Origin of the sequence: Methanobrevibacter thaueri, from assembly GCF_003111625.1 — an archaeon.
Classification (GTDB): Archaea; Methanobacteriota; Methanobacteria; order Methanobacteriales; family Methanobacteriaceae; genus Methanocatella; species Methanocatella thaueri.
The window spans coordinates 17,946-34,022 of the sequence record NZ_MZGS01000029.1 but is presented as its reverse complement, the minus strand read 5'-3'; the positions used below and the strand labels follow the sequence as shown (position 1 = coordinate 34,022).

Here is a 16,077-nt window from a genome sequence, read left to right as displayed (position 1 = left end):
TTCAATGGGCCGAAATAACTTTTGATGTGTGAAATTCTCAAAGTTTATTAATATAAAAAAATAAAATTTTTATCAATATGTCAACTAATAAGATTCTATTAAAATTTGCAAAAAAAGGAATTAACCTATCACCTGAAGCATACGAACGAGTTGTTAATGCAGAAAATCCCTTAAACTTTGCATCTAACTTAATAGTTAAACTGAAAAGCGATAAATTTTCCTCAAAGGATTTGGTTTCTGTCAGTGGTGAAACTGTTGATGAAATACTCGGCGTCAAACAAAAAGCCGAAAGTTCAAATCAGGAAACATTGGCGGCCGATGTAAAACCCGCCGTTGAAAAGGAAGCTCCAAAAAAGGAGCCTGAAGTTGACAAAACACCACAAAAAGATGCCCCAAAAGAAAGTGAAAAGACCGGTTCTCTTGAAAGCTTCAAAAAGGAAAGCGACAAAACCGAAACCTATGTCAACAAGGAAATCTTAGAGGCATCTGAAACTATTAAAGATACCAAAATCAAGTTCAAAAGAAACGAGCAGAAGACCAATGTCCAATATGACTTCAAAATAATCCAGGACACAAGTAAAAAATCATACACAAGCGGGGAACTTGAAAACCTAATCGCCTACTTCAAGAGCCGTTACGAAAAGCTGGCCAACATCCTGTCCAAGAGGCCTGAACTTAGAAACTACACAAAAATAGCTGACATTGACGATTCACAGGACAGCTTAAGTCTGATTTTGATGGTCCGTGAAATAAGGTCAAGTAAAAACGGCCATAAGATTGTCGAGTTTGAAGACGACACAGGAAACATTTCCGTCTTGTTCTCAAACAAAAACGAGGAGCTTTTTGCCGAAGCCGAAAAGCTTGTGAGGGATGAGGTTGTAGGTGTAATAGCTAACAAGAGCGACGACAGGGGCTTTGCCTTCGGTCAGGAAATCATCAATCCGGGCGTTTTAAGAATCCCTGAAAAGAAAATGGATTTCGGTATAGTGTTCCTGTCCGACGTTCACATCGGAAGCCTGACATTCCTCGAGGATGCCTTCCAAAGGTTCATCGACTGGATCAACTGTGAGTTCGGTGATGAGGAACAGAGAAGGGTTGCCGAAGACGTCAAGTACCTAATCATCGGTGGGGATATCGTGGACGGTATCGGAGTGTATCCTAACCAGGACAAGGAGCTTGCCATAAAGGACATTACCGAGCAGTACAATGAGGCGGCAAGATTCTTAGGCAACATTCGCAGTGACATCAAAATCATTATCGCTCCTGGAAACCACGACGCATCAAGGGTTGCAGAGCCACAGCCGGCGGTTCCGGAAGAGTATGCAAAGGCTCTGTATGAACTGGATAATGTGGAATTCATCTCAAATCCGGGTGTTGTGTCACTTGACGGAATCAACGTTCTAATCTATCACGGACGCAGTTTCGACGACCTGGTGATGGCTGTTAAGGAATTCACCTATGAGAAAAGCGATGATATAATGGAAGAGATGTTACAGAAAAGACATTTAGCTCCGATCTATGGTGAAAGAACTCCATTGGCTTCAGAACTTGAAGATTATCTTGTTATTGATGAACTTCCAGACATTTTCCACACAGGACACATTCACATTAACAGCTACAAGAAATTCAAGGGAATCCACTTGATCAACTCAGGAACATTCCAGACACAGACAGAGTTCCAGAAAATCTACAACATCAATCCGACTCCTGCTGAAGTTCCAATCATTCATAAAGGAAAATACAGACACTTTAAATTCTTATGAGGTTATTTGATGAAAAAAAATATTGCTGAGATTATTGACGTTTCAAATGAAGTTTACGAAAAAGGCCTGGTTTCAGGCAAGGCAGGCAACATCAGTGCAAGATTTGGAGAAGTGGTTGCCATTACACCAACCTTGAAATCCTTATATAACCTGTCTCAAGAGGATATCGTTCTTGTTGACATGGATGCCAACGTTCTGACAAAGGGAAAGCCTTCTTCAGAAGTCAATATGCATTTGGAGATTTATAAAAGAAGACCTGATGTGCAGGCAATAGTTCACACCCACTCACCGTATGCCACAGGATTTGCCTTTTCAAACAAGAAGCTTAAAAGGCTGGAAGGATTCGGTGCAATAAAATCACCATACCTCTCAGACATAGAATATGAGAAGCCTGGATCTGACGAACTTGCAAAAAGCGCCGGTGAAGGTCTTGGAGATGAGGATGTCCTAATTTTAAAAAATCATGGTGTGATTTGTGTAAGTGACAGTCTAAAAGAAGCTATGCTATTGGCTGTTTTTGTTGAGGAAACCGCCAAAACTCAATTTATTACTCATATGTTAAATTCAGTTGAAGATGGTGACTAATCTCCATCTGAATTAGGTTTTTTTCTTGATTGCATTCCTTCTTCAATCATTTTAATGATTAATCCGGATAATGAAGTATCTTCATCGATTGCCATCTTTTTTAATTCTTTTTTTAAATCTTTAGGTAAGTTTATTGTGGTTTTGCTTATTTCTGACATGTATAATAATTCATTTTAATTTAATATATATTTTTCGTAACAAATAATTTGAATTACCACAAACTATTTAAATTAAATAATGTTAAATATTATTATTTAATAGTTATTTTACTTATTTTTAAATATTTTAGTTTGGAGGGAGTATAATGAGTAATGATGCGATTAATGAAGTATGTGAAATACTTAACTACATTTCAGATAATAATACTGTTCCACGTAACATTAGAGAAGCTGCAAGTCAATCCGTTGACTTATTAAACGATGAGGAACAAGACCAATCTGTTAAAATAAGTACCGTTCTTGGAAAATTGGATGAAATCAGTAACGATCCTAATATTCCAGTACACGCAAGAACTTTAATTTGGGAAGTTCTTTCAAAATTAGAAGCTATTTAAATAGTTTCTATTATTTAATTTTTATTTTCCACCGCAATTGATATTGTAACACCATCATAAGAGGTTTTTTTGTATATCAGTTTAGAATCGAAACCTGCCATTATCAGCGCTGAAGGTTCACAGACACCCCATATGCCGAATTTTGATTTCACGAACTCTGATTTTGAAACATCATTGGATTCGAATAGTTTCAGCTTGTCCAACTCAACAAATTCAACAGGTATGCTTAGCTTTTCTGACAATTCCAGAATTCCTTTCTCGTCCTTTTTTATCTCGGCAGATGCAAGCATGTTTACCCTTGAAATGTTAATGTTCAAGTCTCCTATTGATTCGATCAATCCATGATATATCTTTTCACACTCCTTACCACGCCTGCAGCCGATTCCAACAACGATTTTCCTTTCTGTCAATGTCAGATGATGATCGCCATACTCAACATGAATTTCATCAGTTGGCACTTTAGATGAAAAATTTATAGAAAGGTTAATTTCAAGTGTATTATTATTCAGATAATCAAACAGATAATTGAAATTTTTGTTAGGGTTTACTGTGAATGATATTTCATTGCCTTCCAGGATGGCCTTATTGAAAAACAGAATCTCTTTTGTATTGTCGATTGATAAATATAAATCTTTGGCGATGACATCGATTCCAAGCTTGTTGTTTACGTCTGTGGAAGTTGTGATGACAGGTGTTGCACCAATCAAGTCAGCAATTTTATGTGTCAGCTTATTAGCCCCGCCAAGATGTCCTGACAATGTGGATATAACGAAATTCGCATTGTCGTCGATATTTATGACTGCAGGGTCTGATATTTTTGACTCGACCAACGGTGCGATTGACCTGATTAGGATTCCTGATGCCATTATGGCCACTATCGCATCATACTCACTGAATAATAATGGAAAATACTTTTTAACATTTTTATGATACAGGTCTGTCTTTATTATTGTTGAGTCTGTATCCAATTTTTCCTTTAAATCTTCAGCCACTTTTTGACCCTTGTCTGAGACAGAAATTATTGCTACCTTCATAAAATCACATAAAGTAATGTTAATAATAGAATTATTGTTAATGTGAACAACATGATTGTCAGTTTTGACAGTTTAACAGCTTTGGAAATATCATCTGCTGTAATATCTTTATTGTCATCACCTAAAATATAGGTTTCCTTTTTAATCAGTTGGATATTCAGCGCTCCGGCGGTGGTTGCCATTGTATATCCTGAATTTGGTGAAGGGCAGTTTCTGGCGTCCCTTCTCATTATCCTATATGCGTTTTTCCCATCCAGTTTAAGCATGTAGGCTGACATTACCACATAGATTCCAGAAATCCGTGCCGGAATGTAATTTAAAATATCATCGATCTTTGCCGGAACAAACCCGATATTTATCAGCTCATCAGTCTTATAGCCAAGCATTGCGTCAAGTGTGTTGAAAATCCTGTAAAGCATTGGAACCAATAGCAGGAAATATAAACAGTTATCGAATGGATAGAACAACACAATTAAAGCAAAAATGAAATAATAGAATACCGGTGCAACATATGAATCTGTTATGTTTTCAGTGAGACTTTCAATCGCTGCTGAAACAATGAAGCTTTCCGTAAGCTCATCGGTTTTTCTGCTCACCAAATATGAGACAAGTTGACGTGCCTTGTCGATGTTATCCTTCAATGCATTTTCAACATCAACAGCGGTCTGTAAAAGCATATTTACCGAAAATGTGGATGATAACAGTATTGTAAATACAATAAACAACAAAATAATGTTTATTGATGTAATATAATAAATAATAAATAATATAATAGCTGACAACAGACATACTCCAATTACAACGAATAATCCTGACAGCCTGCTTTTGAAATTGATTAAAACGTTCTTGAAGAAGCTTATCATTGATCCGACAATCACCACAGGATGTATTCTTGTTGGAAGTTCTGCGAATATAATGTCAATCATTAATGACAATATCAATGCCAAAATGACAAATGCAAACATTGTAAATGAGTCAAGAGCATTCACATTTTTTGTCAATACGTCATTAATCAAATAATTATATTCAATCATAATTTAATATATATAATAAAAAAATAAATAATTTATTATAAATTTTAATAAGATGATATTATGAATATCGAAAAAGACGTAGAGAAATGGTTATCTGAAGAGGATTTGCTTAGAGAAATGAAATATGATGAAAACGCTGATTTTCATTACATCATTGAATTTCCAAATGATAATATAATGGATGTCGTAAAGCCAAAGGATAAGGATTGTGTTGTAATTGCCTGTGCAACCCAGGTTGCACCTCAGCATCAGAATCTGATGATTTCAAGCGACAAAAACACTCAACGGGAATTCATAATGGAACTTAACTTTGGTTTGAATCAATTCCTGGTTGACTATGAGCTCAAGGTATCAAATGACATTCTTCAGCAGTTCGTCATCACAGAACAGATATTTGAAGATGGGTTAACTAAAAACGAACTGATAAGAACAGTCAAGAGAATTTTCAAATCCAAACTGCATTGCATCTGGCTTATTGATCAGAAATTCGGCAATGTTGCAGTAAATGCTGCTCCTTCCAATGAGAACGACATGTTCATCTAGAGAGGGAGGGGTGTATTGCAAGTGAAACGTTAGCGAAGGTATATTAAGATTGAAGAGGTATATTTCAACTGTAAACACTTGAAATTTATCCCTCTATCTGAGCTTCTTTTTCACTTTTAAGCAATCATATCCCTTTTTAATTTTTTGTCTTCAAACTTCTTTAAAAAGACCGGTTTTACACTTGAAATCCACCTCTCGATTTTCGGCTTTTGCATGAATGACATTACACTTGAAATGGACCTCTCTGTCTTTGTGAGGAATCATGATAATTTTTTCAAAAGTGATGTCCAAATCTCAATTTAGAATAAGAAAATGCCTGTTTTCATATGATTTTTACACTTGAAATTGTTATCTTATATTTGAAATAGTACTATTTCATATTTAAAATTTAAACGATTTTTTCAATGAATTTTTTAAAATAAATGATTTACTATCAATTATATTAATTACTACATACTTTCAATGAATATAATTTGATTTTAAGAGTTTTAAGAAAATTAATTTCTATCAATTCAAACAATTTTATTACTCAAATGCAAAATTGTAATAAAAACCTTTATTTATTACATGTTTTATACTATTAACACTGGAAATTATACTTATCATATTTTTCATAATTTTTAAGATAACACATAAAATCAGCAAAGGTGAAACACATGTCAAATATTTTCGAAGATGAGAGTCTTGTGGGCAGTCGTCGAAAAAACCCAATATTCAAAGATAAGAAACCTTTGGATCACAGATTCTTACCTGATAAATTGGTACACAGAGACGAACAGATAAGACAAATCGCAAAGTACTGGGTTGACGTACTTGATAACGTGACCCCATCAAATGTAACGCTATATGGTAAAACAGGAACAGGAAAAACAGCAGCATCAAAATTTGCACGTGAACAGTTAATAGAAGCTGCAAACAATGAGAATGTTTTTGTCAAAATTGAATATATCAGATGCACAGACTATACAACCGAATATCAGGTTATAGCCGAATTATGTAACAGGCTGGGAAGGGATGTCCCAAACCGTGGATGGACCAAGGCAGAGGTTGTAAACGCTTTCAGGGAATTGTTCAGGACAAACGCATTCGGCAGGAAGTTGCACCTGATTGTTATTTTGGACGAAATTGATATCCTGCTTGAAAAGGACGGCGACGGAATCCTATACACATTGACAAGGACAGACAACATATCCGTATTGTCAATCAGTAATTACCTTGACTTCAAGAATCTTATTAATTCAAGGGTTACAAGCAGCCTAAACGATAAGGAAATCGTATTTCCACCTTATGGAGCTAATCAATTATCCGATATTTTAAATGAGAGGGCTCTATTGTCATTTAATGATGGCGTTTTGGACAGTGACGTAATCCCATTATGTTCCGCAATGGCGGCCAAAGAAGAGGGTGACGCAAGATACGCTTTGGATCTGCTTAAGAATGCTGGTGAATTGGCATTTGATGAGGATTCAGAAAAAGTAACAAGCGACCATGTAAGAAGAGCGAAAGACAGAATAGAGCACAATAAGGTCAGCGAGATTCTATCAACATTACCTCTACAGCAACAAAGGCTTTTGGAAGCAATCTTGACATTGACAAAACAGGGTGAGGAGATCACTTCAGGAAAACTTTATGAGGCATACTCTGACGTGTCCAAAAGTGATGCGGTTACATATAGAAGAATATTTGACTTCATCAATGATTTGGAGCTGTTAGGAATAATCTCAACCAACACAGTTTCACGTGGTCGTGGAAAAGGTAGAACTAACATTATCAAACTTCAATGCGACGAAGTATTATTGGAAACAGCCTTATACACTATTTAGGGTTGTTTTTAATTAATGTTTTTAAAATGGCCATTCTTACAGGGACTGCATTTGCAGCCTGTGTGAAATACTTGTTGTATTTAGTATTGTCCACATCACCATTTATCTCATCAATTCTTGGCAAAGGATGCATAACTATTAAATCCTTTCCTTCTAGCATTTTTTTGTTGACGATATATGCCCCTTTTATTTTTTGATACTCCTCGATGTCTGCAAAGCGCTCTTTTTGGATTCTGGTTACATACAGCACATTTACATCATCGATGACATCCTCGATTTTTTCAGCTTCAATGTAGGTGATGTTTGTCTTGTTCAAATCGTGAAGGATTTCCTGAGGCATTTTGAGTTCCGGCGGTGAGACCAGGTATATTGTGATGTTGTTGAACAGTCCCAATGCATTTGCCAGTGAGTGTACTGTACGACCGAATTTCAAATCACCGATTAATGCTATTTTCAAATTGTCTATTTCGCCGATTTCGTTTTTGATGGTGTAGAGATCCAACAATGTTTGTGTCGGATGCTGACCGGCACCGTCACCGGCGTTAATGACGGGAACGTCCACAATGTCTGATATGAATTTGGAAACTCCTTCAAGCTCGTGTCTAATCACCAATGCATCACTGTATCCCTCAAACATCTTGGCAGTATCCGCAATGCTTTCGCCTTTTGAAACGGAACTTGATCCGGTAGTTTCAAAACCTATGCATTGTCCATTTAAACGTTTCATTGCGGTTTCAAATGACATTTTTGTCCTTGTTGAAGGTTCAAAAAACATCAAACCCAGAATCTTTCCCTTGAGTTCTTCTGAGACTTCGCGGGATTTGGCTATGTCTTCCAGTTTTGATGCCTCATCGAGAATATATTCTACATCTTCCCTTTCAAAATCTTTTATTGAAATAATGTTTTTCAGTTTAAAAATTTTAATCAACCCTTTTCAGTCATACAGTAAATGTTATCAGTGATTTTGCCTATGTTTAATATTTTGTTTTTGTTATCATATAATCCTTTCAATAGGCACTACAAGAATGTCATGGGCACCCGCATTTCTGAGGTCGTTTACAAGTTCAAAGACCTCTTTTTCATCAATAACTGCCTGGACCGCAACGGTCTTTTTATCGGACAGCACTTCAGATATTGTCAGACCTCCCATTGAAGGCATTACATCCTTAACCTTATCCAAATCATCGGAATAGACGTTCATCATAATCAGTTTCTTTCTGTCGGCATCGAGCACACCCTTAATGCTTGTGCTTACGGATTCAATCAGTTCCCTTTTCTCTTCAAGACTTTTGTGATTTGCTATAAGCTTGATTGTGCTTTCCAATATTGTGTCAATGATTTCAAGATGGTTCATCTTCAGGGTTGTTCCTGTGCTTGTCAAATCGGTAATCAGGTCTGCAATTCCGATGAACGGTGCCGCTTCTGTTGATCCGCTCAATTTGACAATCTTCAAGTCAAGGCCCTTTTCATTCAGGTATTTTTTAGTCAGGACAGGAAATTCTGTAGCCACCTTCATGTCATTGGTAATGTCTTCCACGCAATTGATGTCTGAATCCTCCGGAGCTGCAAGGACGAGTTTTGTCTGGCCGAACCTCAGGTCAAGAAGTTCCTCAACATCAGATTCGCTTTCCTGTATTAAGTCAACGCCTGTTATTCCCATATCGGCTACACCGTCATTTACAAATTCCGGAATGTCAGACGCTCTTGCAAACATTACCTCTATATCATCGTTAAATGTTTTTGAAATTAATTTTCTATTGTTTTTATCGATTAAACCTAAACCTGCCTTTTCTAAAATGTTTATTGAAGGTTCACTTATTCTTCCCTTTGATGGTATGGCAATTTTAATTTTCATCATATCTACTCAATTTTTTGTTCTTATTATATTATGTAAATTCATATTATTAAATACTTTTTTTGGGAGTAATAATTTTTAATAGATTTATTTGATAATTTTATTAATTATATTATTTTTTTTCCAAATATTGGCACGATTTTGCAAAATATTTAAATATTAGGACATCTTATATCTTATTTAACTTATTATTGACTTATCTAATAATAAGTTTTAACAGAATTTATGTGAGGTGAAAAACATGTCTGAAATACCAAAAGCTCCTATTGCTAGAATCATCAAAGAATCTGGTGCAGAAAGAGTAAGTGAAGATGCTAAAGCTGAATTAGCTGCATACTTAGAAGAAGTTGCTCGTGACGTTGCTAAAGAAGCTAACAGTGTTGCTAAAATCGCAAAACGTAAAACTGTTAAAGCAGAAGACATTAAATTAGCTATCAAAAACTTATAAATAGTTTTTAGCTAACTTTTTTTATTTTTTTTAAGGTGTTATCATGAATAATACTATTTTGATTAAGAACGCATTAATTTTAAATCTGAATAATTTTGAAAACAAAAAACAATCCTTATTGATTAAAGATGATTTGATCGCTGAAATTGCTGAGACTATCGATGAGGGCAATGTGGATAAGATCATCGATGCGGAAGGAAAAATTTTACTTCCAGGATTGATTAATACTCATACTCATTTATCAATGACTTTATTTAGAGGATTAGCTGATGATTTAAGTTTGGACAGCTGGTTAAATGACCACATTTGGCCAATGGAAGCTAATCTTAATGGTGATTATTGTTATATTGGAGCTCTTTTGGGAGCGGTTGAACTCATAAAGTCAGGAACAACAACATTTTCCGACATGTACTTTTACATGGAGGATGTTGCCCGTGCAGTGGAGGACGCTGGCATAAGGGCGGTATTATCCTATGGAATGATTGACTTTGGAGATGCTGAGAGGAGGGAAGCTGAAATTGAAGAGAACTTACAGCTTTTCAAGTCATGCAATGGAATGGCCGACGGTAGAATCAAGGTGTTCTTCGGTCCGCATTCACCATACACCGCATCAGAAGACCTTTTAATAAAGGTACGTGAACTGGCCGATGAGTATAACATGGGAATTCACATACACGTTTCAGAAACCGAAAAGGAAATCAATGACAGTCTGGATGAAAGGGGTCTTAGACCATTTGAATACTTGGAAAAAATAGGCTTTTTGGGTCCTGATGTCGTTGCGGCACATTGTGTATGGTTAAGCGACGAGGAAATTGAAATCATCAAAAAGCATGATGTCAAGGTCTCCCACAACCCATGTAGTAACATGAAATTGGCTTCAGGTATAGCTCCGGTTTCAAAATTGATAGAAAATGACATCTGTGTTTCAATAGGAACCGACGGCGCCTCTTCAAACAACAACCTCGATTTGATTGAAGAGTTGAAGACAGCCAGTTTACTTCAGAAGGTTTCAACCCTTGATCCTAAGGTATTGACTTCAGATGAGGCAATTACAATGGCCACAATAAAAGGTGCTGAAGCTTTAGGATTGGAAAATGAGATAGGTTCAATTGAAGTCGGCAAAAAGGCGGACATCATTCTAATTGATACCAATTCAGCCAACATGGTTCCCGACAGTTCATCCTTAAGTTCCAACGTGATTTACTCTGCAAATGGTTCAAATGTGGACACTACCATCTGTAACGGTAAAATATTAATGGAAAATAAAAAATTGACTGTTTTGGATGAACAGGAAATTTATGATAAGGCTAGAAAAGCAATAAAAGAATTAAAAGAAGCTATCTAGCTTCAAATTCTATTTTTTCATTATTTATAACAATACTTCTTTTCCACATATCGATTGTTTCTGGGAAATCGGACCTGAAGTGTGCTCCACGGCTTTCCCTACGCAATATAGCTGATTTTACGGTCAAAATGCAGATTTCGACCATGTTTATTACTTCAAGCGCTGTCATCAGTTCAGTGTTGTATTGTTTTTTATAGCCAACGTCAAGCTTGTCGAGGTTTTCCTGCATTTTCTGAAGCTCTTTCAATGCCTCGTTCAGGGTCTTTTCTTCACGAACGATCGCCACCTTTTCCCACATCAGGTTTTTGATGTTTTCCTTGAATTCCTGTGGCTTGATTGATCCTTTCTTAATTAGGGATTCGATTCTTGAGGCTTCCTCTTGGACTTGCTCGTCGTTTGTTTTCAGCTCGGTAGCTTTTGCGGCTTCGGATGCGCTCACACCGGCGATTTTACCGAACACCTGTGTATCTGCCAGTGCATTACCACCTAAACGGTTTGCTCCGTGAACTCCTCCGCAGACCTCACCTGCACCAAATAGGTTTTTCAGGGAACTTGATGCGTCAGGGTTGATTTTCAAACCGCCCATGAAGTGGTGTGCGGTTGGGGCAACCTCTATCGGTCCATGCTTGATGTCAACACCGACATTTTCAAACTGCAGGACCATTGTTTCAAGCTTTTCATCAATGTAGTCGTCATCAAGGTGTGAAATGTCTAAGTAAACTCCGCCGTTTTCAGTGCCTCTTCCTTCAATGATTTCCTGATAGATTGAACGTGCGACAACGTCACGTGTGGCCAATTCCATCTTTTCAGGGGCGTATTTACTCATGAACCTTTCGCCTTCGCTGTTTATGAGTTTTCCGCCTTCCGCTCTCACGGCCTCAGTTACAAGAACTCCCTTTTTGGATTCGGGTGCAACCATTCCTGTTGGGTGGAACTGTATCTGTTCCATATCAACCAGTTTTGCTCCCGCTCTGTATGAAATGGCATAACCGTCACCGTTCTTTTGGAAGGTGTTGGATGTTACAGGGTAAAGTTGTCCAGCCCCTCCGCTTGCAAGAATAACGGATTTTGCCTTGAAGTAAATTAAAGTGGAATCTTTGAGGTCAAGTCCTGTTGCGCCTATCACCTGGTCGTCATCGGTAACCAGTGAGGTAATCATCACCTCTTCGATGCATTCTATGTCTCTTCTGATGATTTCTTCCTTAAGTGCGTTCAACAGTTCAGCACCTGTCCTGTCTCCCTGATAGCAGGTTCTTCTGTATGTCTGACCTCCGAATGGCCTTTGGTCTATTTCACCGGACTCCTGCCTGTCGAATAGTGCACCGTAGTTTTCAAGGTCAATGAGCCTTTTCGGTGATTCGTTAACGAGTATTTCCACAAGCTTTTCATCGTTTAGATAGCTTCCACCCTTTAGGGTGTCGTGAATGTGAGCCTCTATTGAATCGTCCTTGTCGACGGTCTTGAATACTGCATTGTATCCTCCCTCTGCCATTCCGGTACAGCCAGACCTGAATGAAAGGCCTTTTGACACGATTATTGCTTTAAGTCCCGCATCATCAACTTCAATAGCTGCTCTTGAACCTGCTCCACCAGATCCGATAATCAATACATCTGTTGAGATAGTTTTCATTTCCATTTAAATTACCCTGTAAATCTTTATTATAGTAATACTTTTATTTTTTAATGTTAAATAAATTTCTTCAAAAATATTTATTAATCAAAAATTATTAAGTTATACTATCGAATCTATATTTAACAAATTAAATTTTAATATTATCATTCATGATATCGTTAGATTAAAATAATGATTTAAATTTTTAATTGAAATTAATTATAATGTACTTTAATTAGAGGTTATTTGATGAAAATCGAGGGTGAAGTTACAACAGGTTTGGGCAAGGCTGCATTTTTCCTGTCACAGGAATTTTACACTAGGGAATTCGAAAAGAATTTGGGCTTCGTTCCATTTCCAGGAACACTGAACATTGTTGTCAGTGATGATCATTTGGATGAAATCAACAAAATCAAAGATGCATGTGAAAATCTAATCAAGCCAGATGAGGGATTTGGTGCCGTAAAATATATTGAAGCCATCCTAAACGAAGAAGTTGAGGGGGCCATAGTGTTTCCGGCCAAAACAACCCATGAAGAGAATTATCTAGAGTTCATTGCAGAAAACCGATTGAGGGACGAATTGAATCTTGAGGATGGAGATGTCGTCTCATTGGAATTTTAATGACCTTACCAAAAAGTATTTTATACATGATTAATATATTTGATAATACGTTCTCAGGGTGAGGTGCAATTCCCTACCGGTGGTGATTTAGAAATAATAAGTCCACGAGCACGAATAAGTGTTGATTTGGTGAAAATCCAAAACCGACGGTGACAGTCCGGATGGAAGAGAAGATAATAGTTAATTTTAGTTATTTTTAGCCCTGGTTCTAGTAAATAAGGAGACATTACTATGAATCAAGAAACAAATTTAGATAAAGCTTTAGAAGCTATTAGAAACGGCGAATTCGTTCTTGTTTTCGATGATGATGATAGGGAAGGAGAAGTCGACATGATTATCGCTTCAGAATTTGTAACCCCTAAATCAATCGCAACAATGAGAAACGATGCAGGCGGTTTAATCTGTAACTGTTTACATGACGATTTTTGTGAAGCTATTCACTTGCCGTTCATGGTGGACATCATGAAAGCCGCTACAGAAAAATATCCAGAACTCGCAAAACTCGCACCAAACGACATTCCATATGATGAAAGGTCATCATTTTCAGTATGGGCAAACCACAGAAAATCCTTCACTGGTGTAACAGACCATGACAGGGCAATGACAATCAGTGAAATGGCAATAATGATGAAAGAGGAAAGGTTTGACGAATTCGGTGCAACATTCAGGTCACCTGGTCACGTATGCCTCTTAAGAGGAGCACAAGGACTTGTGAAAAATAGACAAGGACACACAGAGATTGGTCTTGCATTATGTGAGATGGCTGGTGTCACTCCTGTTTGTGTAGTTTGTGAAATGATGGATGGTGAAACCGGTCAGGCTACATCCGTTGCAGACGCTCGCAAATACGCGGAAGAAAACGGCCTTGTATTGCTTAGAGGCGAAGACATTATCAATGAATATTTAAAAGAATAGCTAATTTTTGTGATTAGCTATATAATCTGCAATGAATTGGGTAATCTGTTGGATTTTATAAGAGTTGTAAATACTGAAAGCCACATATTTCCCATCGTTCATTCTTATTTCCAAAGCGTCCTTGACTTCAGGAGACTTTGCGATTGAAACTATTTTTGAAAAGGGAATTCTCAAGGTTTTGCTTTTCAGCGCATTTTCGATTTGAAGATTGTCCTCATATATTTTTACTATTTTTACCACTCGACGATTCTTGTCTGAGGCTATCTGAATGTCCCCGTTTTCATCAAAAACATAATCGGGTATTAGGCAGGTCGCCTTCCAGCCCTGTCTCATCTTTTTTAGGACATGGCCCCTGTCCTTTTTTGTCAGCTTCACGCCCTTTTCAGGACTTAGGTTAAGTGCCATTAAATCACCTTCCTTTTGATTTCATCGAATGAGTAGATTTTTCCAAACTCCACTTCACGGGCCATGCTGACTATCAGGTCAATATCCAGATTGCTTTCAATCAGATCCATCGCATGTGAGGTGAAAAGCTCATATCTTATTTCCACTTCAGGTATGAAACCCCTCATATCCGCTGATTTTAGCTTTGGAAGCTTCAAGACGTTTTCAACACTGGTGTTGTTCTTGATGTATGGAACCACCTGGTCGAATATATCGTCATTGTATACCTTGTTCAATAGAATGGCCTCAACGTCAACTCCGAACTTTTCAAGCATGTTCGCATGGGAGACAAGGTCAATTGCCGCCGATTCGATACCGCCCTTGTTGACGCCTGAAGCAAGTATCATCGGAATATTTGAGGACATTGCTATTTCTGCAGCTGAAAAAGGCACCTTTTCATTTAAAAGGCCGGTGAACACGCTCATAACTCCTTCAATGAGAACGATATCATAGTCTGAGGAGTTCAGTTTGGCTATTGTAGACTCGATGTCTGCCCAGCCGAGATGTCCGATTTTGACTGATGCGAAATCTTCCATTTTTCCCTTGGTCAAGTATAATCCTGGAATGATGTCGCGCACGTCCGGACCCACTTTCAGAAGTGCAACCTTATAGCCCCTTTTTCTCAATGCACCAGCAAGTCCTGTAAGAATGAATGTCTTGCCGCTGTCGGATCCGTTACTTCCAATCATTAGGTATTTAGGTTTTTTGTTTGGTTGAATTTGAGGTACTTTTATGCCGGTGTTTATTCCAACTTCACTGTTGAGATATCTCTTGACTTCCATGTTTCTATTGTAAATTTCATCAGTGTCCCTGGCGTCTATTTGTTCCAGCAGGTTTTCTACAATTATCGGATTCTCATCCAGGATTCCATGAATCATTGTGCCGATGACATTGCCGTCATCATTGCATGCGCCTGAGAAGATGTTGTAGTCGCCCTTTTCATTGGTGTCGCCATAGTTCATCCTTTGGACTTTTGAATAGAACAGTGGCTTGGCGTCTCCCTCGACCTTTCCGTAGGTATGTGTGTGAAAACCGTTTACATCCTCATCCTGGTTTTTCACCAAAAAGGAGTTCTTAAACACCTTTGCCTTCACACGGTCGCTTGTAATCAACGGTGAAAAGTTAACGTCAATCAATCCGAGTCCAGGCTTAACGATTGGAACCGGGGACTTGCGTCCGATGTCTATCTGGTTTGACAACAGTTGGAATCCCGCACATATTCCAATGATAGGTTTTCCGTCACGGGCCATTTTCTTGATTTCAGTGTTCAGGCCCATGTTAATGTCGTTTGACTCGATTAATGTCCCGCCGGGGATAATCAATGCATCAAGTTCATCACTAGCTTTATTACCATTAACAAGTCCGTTTTCCTTTACAATATCAGTTGGCAGGCATCCAAAATCTTCAAATCCTGGAACTGCACCGTTTATGTAAGCTAGTCCAATTTTTGTCATAAAAATAACCTCTTGATAATCTATTGTAATTTTAATAATATAAAA

At 37.6% G+C, this 16,077-nt stretch carries 17 protein-coding genes and 1 riboswitch; of the genes, 9 read left to right on the top strand and 8 right to left on the bottom strand.

Features of this window, described 5'->3' with window-relative positions; translation table 11 throughout:
- Positions 1-77 precede the first annotated feature (77 nt).
- Positions 78-1,763 carry a DNA-directed DNA polymerase II small subunit gene (locus tag MBBTH_RS10210; RefSeq protein WP_116592936.1) on the top strand — a complete coding sequence of 562 codons (1,686 nt, stop codon included), beginning with the start codon at positions 78-80 and terminating at the stop codon, positions 1,761-1,763.
- A 9-nt stretch (positions 1,764-1,772) separates the two neighbouring features.
- On the top strand, positions 1,773-2,348 hold the full coding sequence (locus MBBTH_RS10205) for a class II aldolase/adducin family protein (protein WP_116592935.1): 576 nt from the start codon (positions 1,773-1,775) through the stop codon (positions 2,346-2,348).
- Here the strand turns inward: MBBTH_RS10205 and MBBTH_RS10200 are convergent.
- The gene (locus MBBTH_RS10200; RefSeq protein ID WP_116592934.1) at positions 2,345-2,506 is read right to left on the bottom strand and encodes a ribbon-helix-helix domain-containing protein; all 162 of its coding nucleotides are present in this window, start codon (positions 2,504-2,506) and stop codon (positions 2,345-2,347) included. The genes MBBTH_RS10205 and MBBTH_RS10200 overlap by 4 nt on opposite strands.
- 146 nt (positions 2,507-2,652) lie before the next feature.
- Here MBBTH_RS10200 and MBBTH_RS10195 point away from each other — a divergent pair, with 146 nt between their 5' ends.
- Positions 2,653-2,901, top strand: a complete 249-nt coding sequence (locus MBBTH_RS10195; RefSeq protein WP_116592933.1) for a UPF0147 family protein — start codon at positions 2,653-2,655, stop codon at positions 2,899-2,901.
- 14 nt (positions 2,902-2,915) lie between these two features.
- On the opposite strand, the gene MBBTH_RS10190 is transcribed toward MBBTH_RS10195, so the two are convergent.
- Together MBBTH_RS10190 and MBBTH_RS10185 are read right to left on the bottom strand one after the other, a co-directional pair.
- A complete protein-coding gene (locus MBBTH_RS10190) occupies positions 2,916-3,935 on the bottom strand; it encodes a cobalt-precorrin 5A hydrolase (RefSeq protein WP_116592932.1) in 1,020 nt (339 codons plus the stop codon).
- Positions 3,932-4,969 carry a cobalamin biosynthesis protein gene (locus tag MBBTH_RS10185; RefSeq protein WP_116592931.1) on the bottom strand — a complete coding sequence of 346 codons (1,038 nt, stop codon included), beginning with the start codon at positions 4,967-4,969 and terminating at the stop codon, positions 3,932-3,934. The genes MBBTH_RS10190 and MBBTH_RS10185 overlap by 4 nt, the downstream gene beginning before the upstream one ends.
- Positions 4,970-5,029: 60 nt before the next feature.
- Between MBBTH_RS10185 and MBBTH_RS10180 the strand changes: the two genes are divergently transcribed.
- Positions 5,030-5,512, top strand: a complete 483-nt coding sequence (locus tag MBBTH_RS10180) for a DUF2299 domain-containing protein (protein WP_116592930.1) — start codon at positions 5,030-5,032, stop codon at positions 5,510-5,512.
- Between the two features lie 656 nt (positions 5,513-6,168).
- Positions 6,169-7,335: a Cdc6/Cdc18 family protein gene (locus MBBTH_RS10175; RefSeq protein ID WP_116592929.1), complete on the top strand. Its 1,167-nt coding sequence runs from the start codon at positions 6,169-6,171 to the stop codon at positions 7,333-7,335.
- Here MBBTH_RS10175 and pyrB read toward each other — a convergent pair.
- Positions 7,328-8,263, bottom strand: a complete 936-nt coding sequence (gene pyrB / locus MBBTH_RS10170; RefSeq protein ID WP_116592928.1) for an aspartate carbamoyltransferase — start codon at positions 8,261-8,263, stop codon at positions 7,328-7,330. The two genes, MBBTH_RS10175 and pyrB, sit on opposite strands and share 8 nt — an antisense overlap.
- A gap of 66 nt (positions 8,264-8,329) precedes the next feature.
- On the bottom strand, positions 8,330-9,190 hold the full coding sequence (gene hisG, locus MBBTH_RS10165) for an ATP phosphoribosyltransferase (RefSeq protein ID WP_116592927.1): 861 nt from the start codon (positions 9,188-9,190) through the stop codon (positions 8,330-8,332).
- A gap of 241 nt (positions 9,191-9,431) precedes the next feature.
- On the opposite strand from hisG, the gene MBBTH_RS10160 reads away from it, so the two are divergent.
- Together MBBTH_RS10160 and MBBTH_RS10155 are read left to right on the top strand one after the other, a co-directional pair.
- Complete coding sequence (locus tag MBBTH_RS10160) at positions 9,432-9,638, top strand: histone family protein (protein WP_116592926.1); 207 nt, start codon at positions 9,432-9,434, stop codon at positions 9,636-9,638.
- Positions 9,639-9,678: 40 nt separating this feature from the next.
- Positions 9,679-10,983: an amidohydrolase family protein gene (locus MBBTH_RS10155; protein WP_116592925.1), complete on the top strand. Its 1,305-nt coding sequence runs from the start codon at positions 9,679-9,681 to the stop codon at positions 10,981-10,983.
- On the opposite strand, the gene tfrA is transcribed toward MBBTH_RS10155, so the two are convergent.
- On the bottom strand, positions 10,976-12,619 hold the full coding sequence (gene tfrA, locus MBBTH_RS10150; RefSeq protein ID WP_116592924.1) for a fumarate reductase (CoM/CoB) subunit TfrA: 1,644 nt from the start codon (positions 12,617-12,619) through the stop codon (positions 10,976-10,978). The genes MBBTH_RS10155 and tfrA overlap by 8 nt on opposite strands.
- 225 nt (positions 12,620-12,844) lie before the next feature.
- Between tfrA and MBBTH_RS10145 the strand changes: the two genes are divergently transcribed.
- Together MBBTH_RS10145 and ribB are read left to right on the top strand one after the other, a co-directional pair.
- Positions 12,845-13,219: a DUF120 domain-containing protein gene (locus MBBTH_RS10145; RefSeq protein ID WP_116592923.1), complete on the top strand. Its 375-nt coding sequence runs from the start codon at positions 12,845-12,847 to the stop codon at positions 13,217-13,219.
- Between the two features lie 45 nt (positions 13,220-13,264).
- Positions 13,265-13,396: riboswitch (FMN riboswitch) on the top strand.
- 54 nt (positions 13,397-13,450) lie between these two features.
- Positions 13,451-14,134 (top strand): 3,4-dihydroxy-2-butanone-4-phosphate synthase, encoded by a 684-nt coding sequence (gene ribB / locus MBBTH_RS10140; protein ID WP_116592922.1) that lies wholly within the window; start codon positions 13,451-13,453, stop codon positions 14,132-14,134.
- Here ribB and MBBTH_RS10135 read toward each other — a convergent pair whose 3' ends face one another.
- On the bottom strand, positions 14,135-14,539 hold the full coding sequence (locus tag MBBTH_RS10135) for a hypothetical protein (protein WP_116592921.1): 405 nt from the start codon (positions 14,537-14,539) through the stop codon (positions 14,135-14,137).
- Positions 14,539-16,032: a nucleotide-binding protein gene (locus MBBTH_RS10130; RefSeq protein WP_116592920.1), complete on the bottom strand. Its 1,494-nt coding sequence runs from the start codon at positions 16,030-16,032 to the stop codon at positions 14,539-14,541. Before MBBTH_RS10130 ends, MBBTH_RS10135 begins: the two co-directional genes overlap by 1 nt.
- Positions 16,033-16,077 lie beyond the last annotated feature (45 nt).